This window comes from Blattabacterium cuenoti (assembly GCF_014252335.1).
Taxonomy (GTDB): domain Bacteria; phylum Bacteroidota; class Bacteroidia; order Flavobacteriales; family Blattabacteriaceae; genus Blattabacterium; species Blattabacterium cuenoti_AL.
Window position 1 is genome coordinate 263,940 of sequence record NZ_CP059218.1, and the last position, 13,174, is coordinate 277,113.

The following is a 13,174-nucleotide window of genomic DNA, read 5'->3' on the forward strand; positions in this document are numbered from 1 at the left end:
AGTTATCCAATTAATTTTAATGAATGAATTATATTCAATCCATACTTTTAGGCTTTATTGAAGGGCTAACTGAATTTTTACCAATTTCTTCTACAGGACATATGATTATTATTGCTGATATGATGGGCATTTTAGGACAAAAAATAACTAATTTATTTTTAATTTCTGTTCAATTTGGAGCTATTTTGTCTATTATTGTGTTTTATAAAAAAAAATTTTTATTGAAAAAATTCAATTTTTATATAAAAATTTTTATAGCATGTTTACCTATAGTATTGTTTGGATTGTTTGTGAATCATAAAAATATATTATTTTATAACAGTCCAATATTAGTATCAAGTTCTATGATGTTAGGAGGAATAATTATTTTACAAGTTGACAATTATTATAATAATCAAAAAATATTAAAACATCAAAATATTACTTATTTACAATCTTTTGTAATTGGATTAATCCAATGTTTTGCAATTATTCCAGGTATCTCTAGAAGTGCTACTACTATAATTACTTGTATGTTACAAAATATTCATAAAATACAGTCTATTGAATTTTCTCTATTTTTATCGATTCCTATCATTATCATTGCAACATGCAAAAAATTATTTGATTATTTGTTACAAATCAATTATTTGATTTATCCATTTGAATTACATATTTTTCCTTTAGGTTTGGATTACGAAGAAATAACATGTTTAATAATTGGGATCATAGTATCTTTTGTCACTGGACTTTGTGCCATAAAATGGGGTGTAGAATTTATGAAAAAACATAGTTTAAAATTTTTCGGATATTATAGAATTATTTTTGGTTTTATTTTTATATTGTATTTTATTTTTTAACCATACATTAAATTTTTTATTTGCTTCTTCATTAGTTAATCCTCCTCTCTTAACTCCCTCTAACAAATGTTTTTTAAACATCACTCCATTTTTTCTAAAAATTGATTTTACTGTATCTGTTGGTTGAGCTCCTTTGACTAACCAGGATATAGTTTTATTAATATTTAATATTGCATGGTTATGTTCTTCTTTATGTGGATTATAATTACCTAATTTTTCAATAAACTTTCCATCTCTTGGAGAACGAGAATTAGCTACCACTATATGATAAATTGGTTTGTGTTTTTTACCAATTCTTTTTAAACGAATTTTCAATGACATATAAATCAACATGTATGATGTATGATAAAATTATACATAATTATCATGTAAAAAAAATGATCTATATTTACATAGATATAGACCCGTTGTGTAAAGGAAGCACAGCAGATTTTGGTTCTGTTAGTTGGGGTTCGATTCCCTACGGGTCTGTTAATGTTATACTTGATTTTGTTAAATCATCCTGATTTTGAATTTTTTACAAAATGATTATTGGAATGAAAGTAAAAAAAGAAAAAATTTTGCTGATAGCATTTTTAAGTTTTTTAGCTGCTATTTTGATGCATTTGTCAAAATCTTTTTTCGGGGTCAATAAATTTACCCTTTGTTTATTAAGATATTGTGTTATCTCTCTTTTCATGTTTTATGCTTTTTTGAAAAAAGACTTAACCACTTGGATTTTGTTATCTATTATTATAGGAATAGAAATTGGATTAGATCAACCTAAAATAGCAGTAGAACTTAGATTTTTTTCTCAAATTTTTTTAAGATTAATTAAAACAATCATAGCACCTATTTTATTTTCAACTTTGGTAGTTGGAATTGCAAGTCATTCTAATATTAAACAATTAGGTAGTATGGGATGGAAATCTCTTTTATATTTTGAAATAGTGACAACGTTAGCTTTATTTGTTGGTCTTATAGCAATTAATGTATCTCAAGCTGGCGTTGGAATTGTTATGCCAGCAGGAATTACTGAACAACAATTACCTAAAGTAGAAAATAGATCTTGGCAAGAAACTATTATTCATGTATTTCCTGAAAATTTTGTGAAATCTATTTATCATGGTGATGTTTTACCAATTGTTGTATTTTCGGTAATTTTTGGAGTATCTATGGTGTTTTTGGAAGAAAAAAAAAGAAATCCTATACTGTTATTTGCAGAAAGTCTTTCAGAAATTATGTTTAAGTTTACGAAAATTATTATGTATTTTGCTCCTATTGGGGTTGGGTCAGCAATAGCTTATACTGTTGGGCACATGGGATTGGATATATTATATAATTTATTTCAATTATTATTGACTCTGTATATTGCTTTAATAATCTTTTTAGTAGTTATTTTATATCCTATTCTTTTATGGATAAAAGTACCTTTAAAAGCCTTTGTAAAGGCATTAACAGAACCTGTATCATTAGCTTTCGCTACTACAAGTTCAGAATCCGCTTTACCTCTTTTAATGGAAAATTTGGAAAAATTAGGAGTACCTCGTAAAATTATAGCTTTTGTAATTCCTACAGGTTATAGTTTTAATTTAGATGGAACTACACTTTATTTATCTTTAGCTACTGTATTTGTAGCGCAAGCTTCTGGAATACCACTTAGTTTTAGTCAGCAAATTATTATAGGATTAACTTTGATTTTAACTAGTAAAGGAGTTGCCGGAGTTCCTAGAGCATCTTTAGTAATACTTTTATCAACTGTAGCATCTTTTGGATTACCTACATGGCCAATATTAGCAATTATAGGAATAGATGAATTAATGGATATGGCTAGAACTACTGTAAACGTAATTGGCAATGGATTAGCAAGTTGTGTAATTGCTCGTTCAGAAGGAGAATTAAATGATAAAAAAATGTTGGAATACAATAAAAATTAAATCTGTCGAAGGAGAAATATTAAAAAAAAGTCCTTCCAATATAGCTATAATAAAATATTGGGGAAAACAAAAAAACCAAATTCAAATTCCATTAAATTCATCAATGAGTTATTCCCTAGGAAGTATTTATACCGTTACTAAACTAATTTTTTATCCTAGAAAAGGAAAACAACAATTAATTAGAGTTTTTTATTATGGAAAAGAAAAAATTAGTTTTCTTCCAAAAATATTAAAATTTTTTAAACGAATTTCATATTATTGTTCTTATTTAAAACATTTTAATTTTATAATTAATACTTATAATACTTTTCCACACAGTAGTGGATTAGCTTCTTCTGCATCATCTATGAGTGCATTAGCTTTATGTATCATGGAAATAGAAAAAAAATTACAAATTACTTTTAATAAAGAATTTTTTTTTCAAAAAGCATCTTTTTTAGCCCGTTTAGGTTCCGGTAGTGCATGCAGATCTATTTATTCTGGATTGGTAGTATGGGGATATCATAAATCGATAATAGGTAGCAATAATTTGTATGCTATTCCCTATCCTTATAAAATACATAGAATTTTTAAAAAGATAAGGAATACTATTTTAATTATAGATGACCAACCTAAATATGTTTCTAGTTCTGATGGACATAAATTTATGTTTAATAATCCTTATTATAAAGAACGAATAAAATGCGCAAATCAAAATATGGATAAAATGATTTATCTTCTTAAGACTGGAAATTTTCAAAAATTTGGAGAATTAATAGAATATGAAGCATTAAATATTCATGCTATGATGATGACTTCAAATCCTTATTTTTTATGTATGAAACCAAGTACTTTAAAAGTGCTTTATAAAGTATGGCAATTTCGAAAAATAAGCAACCATAATGTTTTTTTTACATTAGATGCAGGAGCAAATGTTCATTTGTTATATCCAAATCAAGAACAACAAGATATTATGAAATGGATTTATAGTAGTGATTTATTATATAATTGTAAAAAAATTATCAATAGTTATTGTAAATAAATTTTATATTTGTTATTTTATTCATTCATCACATCATAACATCATACCAACCCAACCATACCATTAGTTATGGTGGATGTAGCTCAGTTGGTTTAGAGCATCAGATTGTGGTTCTGAGGGTCGCCGGTTCGAATCCGGTCGTCCACCCCTACCGTATTATATATAACCGTATTTATGACCATTGTACCATTATAATACACTAACCTAATACTTGTTTGATTCTTTTAAAAGCTTCTATAATATTACTTTCTGTGGAAGCATACGAAATACGCAAACATTCTTTATCTCCAAAAGCATTTCCACTAACAGTAGCTACTTTCGCTTCATTAAGTAATAAATTTGATAAATCTTCCGAATTATTAATAATTTTGTCTCCATACTTTGTTCCAAACAAAGATGAAACATTTGGAAATAAATAAAAAGCCCCATCTGGTGTTATCACTTTAAATTCCGGTATTTCTTTAATTAAGTTTAAAATTAAGTTTCTTCTTTTCTTAAATTTTTGTATCATATATCCTAATTTGTCGGAAGATACTTTTAAGGCTGAAATAGCAGCACGTTGTGCTATAGAATTAGCGCAAGAAGTAATTTGTCCTTGTATTTTATCACAAGATTTTGCAATCCATTCTGGAGCACCTATATATCCTATTCTCCATCCAGTCATAGAAAAAGATTTGGATAATCCATTAATAGTTATCACTTGATGATATATCTCAGGAAAAGAAGCTATACTTATGTGTTTCTCTGAATAGCAAATATGTTCATAAATTTCATCAGAAAGAATAATAATTTTTGGATAATTTTTAAAAAATTTTGCTAATTCGTTTAATTCTTGATATGAGTAAACACTACCAGTAGGATTACATGGAGTACTGAAAATAAACAGCTTAGTTTTAGATGTAATATATTTTTTTAATTGTTGTGGATTAATCTTAAATTTGGTATCCATTTTTGTTGGAATAATCACTGGAGTTGCTTCACAAAATTTTACCATTTGATAATAACTTACCCAATATGGTGCTGGAATAATGACTTCATCATTTTTATTTAGTAAAGATAAAAGAATATTCATAATAGATTGTTTAGCTCCAGTAGAAACTACAATTTGAGATGGATGATACGTGAGTCCATTATCACGATAGAATTTTTTACAAATTATTTCTCGAAGTTCTATAAATCCAGATACTGGAGTATAATAATGATATCCTTCGTTAATCGCTTTTTTAGCTTCTTCTAGAACAAAATTTGGAGGATTAAAGTCAGGTTCTCCTAAACTTAAATTAATAACATTGTATCCTTTATTTTTTAGTTCTCTCGCTTTCTTAGACATAGCTAAAGTTTGGGAATAAGATAGATTTTTTAATCTGTTGGACAACCTATTGTTCATCATAAATAGATAATTTGAAATGTGTACAAATCTAAATAAATTTGATTATAATTTATTTGATTATGGATAACATAGAATTAATTAAAAAATATTTTCCTAATCTATTGGAATTTCAAATCAAACAATTTTCTTTTTTGAAAATATTATATGAATATTGGAATAATTATGTCAATCTTATATCTAGAAAAACCTTCAATCATTTTTATAAACAACATGTTTTATTTTGTTTGGGTCTCGCAAAAATTTTCTATTTTTATCCTGGATCTATTGTAATGGATTTAGGAACAGGTGGGGGATTTCCAGGAATTCCATTATCAATTTTTTTTCCTAATACAAAATTTATATTAGTTGATTCTATATACAAAAAAATTTGTATTGTCAATAAAATTATTTACAATTTACATTTGTACAATGTACATACTATGTGTAGTCGTGCAGAACAATTAGAAAATATAAAAATTGATTTTGTTGTTAGCAGAGCTGTAGCTAAAATAGATAAAATACAAAATTGGACAAAAAATAAATTCAGATTTAAATCAAATTATAACATCCAAAATGGATCATTTTATTTCAAAGGAGGTGATTTGACCGAAGAATTAAAAAATTATCCTCATGCAATAGAATATCCTTTAATTAATTTTTTTAGAGACAATTATTTTTGTACTAAAAAAATAATTTGGATATCAAATATCAATAATAAAACACATGAATCCTAAAGAAATTTTGATTACAAAAGTCAAAGAAAAAGGAGGATGGGTAAATGCACATGCTCATTTGGATAGAGCTTATACTCTTACAAAACAAAATTTTAAATATGCCTATTATTCTATAAAACAAAAATGGTATTTAGTAGATGACATGAAACGTTTAGCTACAATAGACGATATTTATATGCGTATGGAAAAAGCATTAGAATATTTTTTAATACAAGGGACACAAGCTCTGTGTACATTTATTGATGTAGATGAAATTATAGAAGATCGAGCATTAAAAGCAGCTGAACAATTGAGAAATAATTATGGTGATTATATTCATATTCGTTTTGCTAATCAAGTCCTTAAAGGTGTATTGGATAAAACAGCAAAATATTGGTTTGACAAGTCCATAGAATTTGTCGATATTATAGGTGGATTACCATCTAAAGATAGTGGTAAAGAACAAGAGCATTTAGATATTTTATTGGAAACGGCTAAAAATCATAAAAAATATGTGCATGTGCATGTAGATCAATTGAATATTAATAATGAAAAAGAAACTGAACAACTTGCAAAAAAAACCATTGAATATGGAATGCAAGGAAAAGTAGCAGCAATTCATAGTATTTCTTTAGCTGCACACGATAAAACATATCGTGATAAAACATATAACTTAATTAACAAAGCAGATTTAATGGTAATATCTTGTCCTATCGCGTGGATTGATCACAAAAGAAGTGAACAATTAACTCCAAGTCATAATTCTATAACTCCTGTCGATGAAATGATTACTAAAGGGATTGTAGTAGCTTTTGGAACAGATAATATTTGTGACATATATAAACCATTTTCTGATGGTAATCTATGGCTTGAATTGCGTGTTATGTTAGAAGCTTGTCATTATTATGATATAAATAATTTAGTGAAAATAGCTACAGAAAATGGATTAAAAGTTTTAGGAATCAAAATTGATTAATGCATACAATACCATCCATACATATCATATAACATAATATTATTTTTTAATTTCTGGACGCATTTGAGGAAATAATAATACTTCTTGAATAGAATTTTGTTTTGTCATTAACATAACTAGTCTATCTATTCCAATTCCAATTCCTGAAGTGGGTGGCATTCCAAATTCTAAAGACCGTATAAAATCTTGATCAAGAAACATTGATTCATCTTTTTCTTTGTCTGATAGTTTCATTTGTTTTCGAAATCGATTTAATTGATCAATAGGATCATTAAGTTCTGAATATGCATTAGCAATTTCTGTTCCATTAATAATCAGTTCAAAACGTTCTGATAAATTTGGATTTTGGCGATGTTGTTTTGATAAAGGACTCATTTCAATAGGATAATCAGTAATAAAAGTTGGATATTTATAATTTGTTTCACATTTTTCTTTAAAAATATTTTCAATTAATTTTGCTTTACTAATTTCTTGTTTTACCTCTATCTTCAATTGTTTACAAATTTCTATTAACTCATTTATATTCATATTTTGAATATTAAATCCAGTATGTTGTTGAATAGATTCTATAATTGGGATTCTAGGAAATGATGATTGTAATGTTACAAAATTGTTTTGAAAATTATATATTTCATTAGTTTCTAAAATTTTTTCATAAAGATATTTCATTAATTGTTCTGTAAAATTCATCATCCAATAATAATCTTTATACGCTACATACAGTTCTAAAACCGTAAATTCTGGATTATGCATACGATCCATACCTTCATTTCTAAAATTTTTAGAAAATTCATAGACTCCATGAAATCCTCCAATAATTAATCTTTTTAAATACAGTTCATTAGCAATTCTTAAATACAAAGGAATTCCAAGCGTATTATGATAGGTTTTAAAAGGACGTGCAATTGCACCTCCAGGAATAGATTGTAATATAGGTGTTTCGACTTCTAAATAACCTTTTTGGTCTAAAAAATTTCTAATTTCTTTAAAAATTCGTGTTCTTATTAAAAAAATATTTTTTACATGATCGTTCACAATAAGATCAACATAACGCATTCTATACCGTTGTTCTATATTTGAAAAAGCATCATATATTTTTTTATTTTTGTTATCTACTTTTACTTGTGGTAAAGGACGCAAAGATTTAGAAAGAAGAGTGAATTCTTGTACATAAATTGTGATTTCATTCATTTTAGTTTTAAATAAAAAACCTTCTACTCCAATAATATCTCCTATATCTATAAGTCTTTGTTTAAAAAAAATATTGTAAAAATTTGGTTTTTCTTTGTCTGTTATTGATGAATAAGATGAATAAGAAAAATTTTTAAAATAACTTTGTATACGTCCTGTATGATCCTGAATTTCTCCAAAAGACGCTTTTCCTAAAATACGTAAACGTATTAAACGTCCAGCAATACAAATTTTTTTTTTATCTATAAACTTTATAGTTCCAATTAAATGAGATATTTCATATTCTTTCGCTGGATAAGGATCTATTCCTAATGATTTTAATTTATATAATTTTTTTATGCGTATAATTTGCTGTTCTGAAGAATTGTCAAAATTAGACATTATATGAATATATTTGTAAGACGAAAATACATTTGTTTTTTTAAATAAAAATTTCAATAATCAAAAACTATGATAAATAAAATCCTATTTTTCGAGGATTTAGGAAAAAAAGAATATCAAGAAACTTGGCAATATCAAAAAACTTTATTCAATCAACTACTTAAACAAAAAAAATTAAAAAAAAAGTTATATGATTATAATTCAGTTGGATATTTATTGTTTGTAGAACATCCTCATGTATATACTATAGGAAAAAATGGAAATCATAAAAATTTATTAGTATCTTACGATTTTTTAAACAAAATAGGAATTCCTATTTATGAAACAGACAGAGGAGGAGATATTACTTATCATGGACCTGGACAATTAGTTATATATCCAATTTTGGATATGGATTATTTTTTCCCAGATATTCATAAATATTTACGTTGTTTGGAAATAATGATTATTCATTTTTTAAAATATTATGGAATAAAAGGACAAATATTACAAGGAAAAACTGGAGTTTGGTTATTAAATGAAAATAGTGGAAAAATTAAAAAGATATGTTCAATAGGAATTAGGATGAGTCGTTGGGTCACCATGCATGGTATTGCCATTAATATAAATACCAACCTGCGATATTTTGATCATATTATTCCCTGCGGAATTAAAAATAAAAAAATGACTTCTTTAAAAGAAGAATTAAAACAAGAACATATGTCTTTTTCTGAAGCAAAAAATATAGTAAAACAATCTTTTAAAAAAATTTTTCAAGTTATTTTATACCACCAATAAAACCAATAAAATTTATATTTAATTATTATGCAATTGATGTAGCTATCATCATTCCATCTTTTGGATCAATTTTCATTAAAATCACTTTTTGAAAAGTATTTTGAAATATTGGATTGTAAAGTATTTTCGTTCTAATATAGTTTTCTGTATATCCATATAAATATTTTCTTTTAAAATGATTGTTTTCAACTAATACAACTTTTTTCTTATTAATCTGTCTTTCACAAAAAGAAATATATTTTGTTTTTGATAAATGTCTTAATATTTTATTTCTTTGACTTTTTCTTTTTTTAGATAAATCATTATGAAAATTGATAGATTTTGTTTTTGGTCTATTAGAATAAGAAAATACATGCAAAGAAGAAATATTTAATTTTTCTAAAAACCAATATGTTTCCAAAAAATGTTGATGTGTTTCTCCTGGAAACCCTACAATAACATCAGAACCTATATAAGCATCAGGATCACAATGTAATATATATTTAATTTTATCTTTGTAAAGTTCTATGTTATAACGTCTTTGCATTTTTCCTAAAATATAGTTACTTCCAGATTGCAAAGGAATATGAAAATGAGGAACAAAATGATTACTTTTAGATAAAAATTCAATACATTCTGTTTTCAATAAATTAGGCTCAATGGATGATAAACGTATTCTACCTTTTTCTTTTATTTCATCTATTGCCTGTATTAAATCAAAAAAAGTATAGGAACGTCGATTATAGTTTCCATATATTTTCTTTCCATAATCTCCTATATTAACACCAGTTAATACAATTTCTTTAACGCCTTTATTGAAAATATATTTAATTTTATTTAAAATATTGTCTAAACTATCAGATCTAGATGGTCCTCTTGTTATAGGAATAATGCAATAACTACATCGGTAATCACAACCATCTTGAATTTTTAAAAAAGAACGAGTTCGTTCTCCAATAGAATAAGAAGAAAAAAAAGTATATGTTTTTCTAGATATTATTGTATATGGATATATTTTTGATAATGGATATGTTTTTCTAGATATTATTGTAGCTGGATATCTTTTTGATAATGGAAAAGATATATAATTTGTGATATTACATTTTGCTTCATAACCTAAAACCAGATCTACTCCTTTGATATAAGAAATTGCTTTTGGATTCAGTTGAGTATAACATCCTATTGCAATAACAAAAGCTTTTTCATTTTTATGCATTAAGGTACGAATAATATAATGAAATTCATTTTCAGCATTTTTTGTGACAGAACAATTATTAATCACATAAATATCTGCAACATCTTCGTGGCCAACATGTTGATATATTAAATTAGAAAATTGTCTGGATATTGTAGAGGTTTCTGCATAATTAAGTTTACAACCAATAGTATAAAATGCAATTTTGATTTTACTCATTTTATTGAATTGTTTATCATTCAGATAAATAATCCAAAAGTCCACTATAATTAGCTTTCATAGTTTTTTCTCCTTTTTTCCAATTAGCAGGACATACTTCTCCGTTTTGTTCATAAGATTGAAGTGCATCTACAATTCTAATTGCTTCATTAACATTTCTTCCTAAAGGAAAATCATTAATTAGAATATGTCTAATAATTCCTTTTATATCTATTATAAACAACCCTCTATAAGCTATTAACTCTCCCTGAGTTTTAACAAATAAAGACTCTTTATTATAAATCCATTCACCAGATAAAACTCCATAATTGTAAGATATAATTTTATTAATATCAGATACTAAAGGATATGTAATACCACATATACCACCTTGTTTTTTTGGAATTTGTAACCAACTCCAATGAGCTTGTTCTGAATCCGTAGAAATTGCAATAAGTTGTACATTTTTAGATTGAAAATTTTTCAAATTGTCTTGAAAAACATATAATTCTGTAGGGCAAACAAAAGTAAAATCCTTGGGATAAAATAAAAGAATGACATATTTTTTTCCGTGAAACTGTTCTAAAGTAAAATTTTGTACAATATTTTTACCATTCAATACTGCAGATGCTGAAAAATTAGGAGCTTGTTTTCCAATTAAGTTATTCATTATTCATCAATATTTTATACTAATTTACCCAAATTATTTATAAGAATCAAAAACTCAAACTCATTATCCAATCACATATCTATGAAGTTTTTTATGAATTTTATTTTTTAAATATGTTAAATGCATAATTTTTTTTATAATTATAGAATTATTATCCTTTTCTATATTGTTTTGAAAATTTGTAATTTCTTTATTAATTAATTTCGAAATACACTTAGACTTATATAATAATAAAATATCCATAAAATACTGACTAAATTGTTCTTCTTTGGAAGGGACTTCAATTCCTTTTTTATTCCATTTTGATAAAAAATAAGATTTATCTTGATTTTTTGCATTAAATTTTTTAAAAATATCTAATTTTTTCAATTGATCTATAGATCGTTTTTTTAAAACAATTTGAGAAAATAATTGTTGACGAGAATCAAAATCTATAAGTAAATAATCTTTATAAGATAAAAAACTATCTTGTATGACTTTTAAAAGTGTAATATGATTATTTTTTTCTCCTTTTTTTATTATTTTATCTCCATAATTTAAAATTAATTGTATCAATGTTTTTTCAATAGTATAAAAATTGGCATTTTTAATATTAGTTATTATATCTATATCTTTTTTTATTTTAGTGGTTTTTATTTTTTGTTTATTTATTATGTGTTCTAATTCAGAATCAATAATTTCTTTTTTGATGTCAAATAACTGAGAAGTTTCTTGAAGAAAGAATTCTTTTTGAAGAGAATGAGAAATTTTTGAAATGATTTTTAAAATATTTAAAACTAAGAACGATTTTTTAACTGGATCACCTTTATAAAATTTTTCAAAAATTTTTTTTTTGTAAGAAATAAAACTATAATTATTTTTATATATAAAATGTAATAATTGAGAATAAGAATATCGTTTGACCATAGAATCTGGATCTTCTCCGTTAGGAAGCAATAATATACGTACATTCATTTCTTGCTCAATAATCATAGTTATTACCCTCAATGCTGCTTTAATTCCAGAACGGTCTCCGTCATAAAATATAATAATGGTTTTTGCAAATTTTTTTATTAACAAAATTTGATCAATCGTAAGAGATGTTCCCGAAGAAGAAACAACATTTTTGATTCCAAATTGATGTAATGAAAGAACATCAATGTATCCTTCTACTAAATAACAAAATCCTTCTTTTAAAATACTTCTCTTAGCTTGAAATAATCCATATAGAATTTTACTTTTTTGAAAAATATCACTTTCAGACGAATTAATATATTTTGTAGGATAAATATTATTAAGTATTCTACCTCCAAAACCTACTACTTGACCATATAAATTATAAATTGGAAACATAACACGATTACGAAAACAATCAAAATAATTATTGTTGTTATATCGAGTCAACCCAGAATTTTTTAAATCATTTATATTATATCCCTTTTCCAAATAAATTTTAGTAAATTGATCACCATAAGTAGGTGCATATCCTAATCCAAATTTTGAAATTGTTGTCATATTCAACCCTCTATTTTGCATAAGATATCTCAATCCATTTTCTTTTCCTTCTTTAGAATATAATTGACGAATAAAAAAAGAAGTAGCATTTTTTTGGATTAAATATAATTTTTCATATTTTTTATCTTGTTTGATTGTATGACTACATTTAGGTATTTGTATATTATATCTTTTTGCTAAAAAATGCAAAGATTCTACATAAGTAAAATGTTCGTGTTCCATCAGAAACGTAATTACATTTCCACCTTTTCCAGAACTAAAATCTTTCCATATTTTTTTTATTGGAGAAACAACTAAAGATGGTGTTTTTTCATTCGAAAATGGACTAAGTCCTCTATAATTCATTCCACTTTTCTTTAAATTCACAAAATCCCCAATTACTTCTTCTATACAAGAAATAGAAAATATTTTTTCTATAATTTCTCTAGAAATCATAATAAATAGAAATGTAATTA

12 protein-coding genes and 2 tRNA genes are annotated in these 13,174 nt (G+C 25.3%); 8 read left to right on the forward strand and 6 right to left on the reverse strand.

Annotation, left to right across the window (positions count from 1 at the left end):
* Positions 1–23: 23 nt before the first annotated feature.
* Complete coding sequence (locus tag H0H37_RS01240; RefSeq protein WP_185882619.1) at positions 24–839, forward strand: undecaprenyl-diphosphate phosphatase; 816 nt, start codon at positions 24–26, stop codon at positions 837–839.
* Here H0H37_RS01240 and rpsP read toward each other — a convergent pair.
* Positions 774–1,160: a 30S ribosomal protein S16 gene (gene rpsP, locus H0H37_RS01245; RefSeq protein WP_185882620.1), complete on the reverse strand. Its 387-nt coding sequence runs from the start codon at positions 1,158–1,160 to the stop codon at positions 774–776. The two genes, H0H37_RS01240 and rpsP, sit on opposite strands and share 66 nt — an antisense overlap.
* Positions 1,161–1,239: 79 nt before the next feature.
* Between rpsP and H0H37_RS01250 the strand changes: the two genes are divergently transcribed.
* From H0H37_RS01250 to H0H37_RS01265, 4 genes are all read left to right on the forward strand, one after another.
* A tRNA-Gln gene (locus H0H37_RS01250) sits at positions 1,240–1,310 on the forward strand.
* A gap of 53 nt (positions 1,311–1,363) precedes the next feature.
* Positions 1,364–2,755, forward strand: a complete 1,392-nt coding sequence (locus H0H37_RS01255; protein ID WP_185882621.1) for a dicarboxylate/amino acid:cation symporter — start codon at positions 1,364–1,366, stop codon at positions 2,753–2,755.
* A complete protein-coding gene (mvaD, locus tag H0H37_RS01260; protein WP_185882622.1) occupies positions 2,721–3,776 on the forward strand; it encodes a diphosphomevalonate decarboxylase in 1,056 nt (351 codons plus the stop codon). Before H0H37_RS01255 ends, mvaD begins: the two co-directional genes overlap by 35 nt.
* Positions 3,777–3,848: 72 nt before the next feature.
* Positions 3,849–3,923 (forward strand) — tRNA-His (locus tag H0H37_RS01265).
* A gap of 52 nt (positions 3,924–3,975) precedes the next feature.
* Here H0H37_RS01265 and H0H37_RS01270 read toward each other — a convergent pair.
* Positions 3,976–5,163, reverse strand: a complete 1,188-nt coding sequence (locus H0H37_RS01270; protein WP_185882665.1) for a pyridoxal phosphate-dependent aminotransferase — start codon at positions 5,161–5,163, stop codon at positions 3,976–3,978.
* A 71-nt stretch (positions 5,164–5,234) separates the two neighbouring features.
* On the opposite strand from H0H37_RS01270, the gene rsmG reads away from it, so the two are divergent.
* Together rsmG and H0H37_RS01280 are read left to right on the forward strand one after the other, a co-directional pair.
* Positions 5,235–5,879 carry a 16S rRNA (guanine(527)-N(7))-methyltransferase RsmG gene (rsmG, locus tag H0H37_RS01275; protein ID WP_185882666.1) on the forward strand — a complete coding sequence of 215 codons (645 nt, stop codon included), beginning with the start codon at positions 5,235–5,237 and terminating at the stop codon, positions 5,877–5,879.
* Positions 5,869–6,834, forward strand: coding sequence for an amidohydrolase family protein (locus H0H37_RS01280; RefSeq protein ID WP_185882623.1), 966 nt, complete (start codon positions 5,869–5,871; stop codon positions 6,832–6,834). Before rsmG ends, H0H37_RS01280 begins: the two co-directional genes overlap by 11 nt.
* A 39-nt stretch (positions 6,835–6,873) precedes the next feature.
* On the opposite strand, the gene lysS is transcribed toward H0H37_RS01280, so the two are convergent.
* The gene (lysS, locus tag H0H37_RS01285) at positions 6,874–8,406 is read right to left on the reverse strand and encodes a lysine--tRNA ligase (RefSeq protein ID WP_185882624.1); all 1,533 of its coding nucleotides are present in this window, start codon (positions 8,404–8,406) and stop codon (positions 6,874–6,876) included.
* Between the two features lie 69 nt (positions 8,407–8,475).
* Between lysS and lipB the strand changes: the two genes are divergently transcribed.
* A complete protein-coding gene (gene lipB, locus H0H37_RS01290) occupies positions 8,476–9,183 on the forward strand; it encodes a lipoyl(octanoyl) transferase LipB (RefSeq protein ID WP_185882625.1) in 708 nt (235 codons plus the stop codon).
* 25 nt (positions 9,184–9,208) lie between these two features.
* Here lipB and mtaB read toward each other — a convergent pair whose 3' ends face one another.
* From mtaB to dnaG, 3 genes are all read right to left on the reverse strand, one after another.
* Positions 9,209–10,576 (reverse strand): tRNA (N(6)-L-threonylcarbamoyladenosine(37)-C(2))-methylthiotransferase MtaB, encoded by a 1,368-nt coding sequence (mtaB, locus tag H0H37_RS01295; RefSeq protein ID WP_185882626.1) that lies wholly within the window; start codon positions 10,574–10,576, stop codon positions 9,209–9,211.
* 16 nt (positions 10,577–10,592) lie between these two features.
* Positions 10,593–11,225 carry a peroxiredoxin gene (locus H0H37_RS01300; protein WP_185882627.1) on the reverse strand — a complete coding sequence of 211 codons (633 nt, stop codon included), beginning with the start codon at positions 11,223–11,225 and terminating at the stop codon, positions 10,593–10,595.
* Positions 11,226–11,288: 63 nt separating this feature from the next.
* Positions 11,289–13,154 (reverse strand): DNA primase, encoded by a 1,866-nt coding sequence (gene dnaG / locus H0H37_RS01305; RefSeq protein ID WP_185882628.1) that lies wholly within the window; start codon positions 13,152–13,154, stop codon positions 11,289–11,291.
* Positions 13,155–13,174 lie beyond the last annotated feature (20 nt).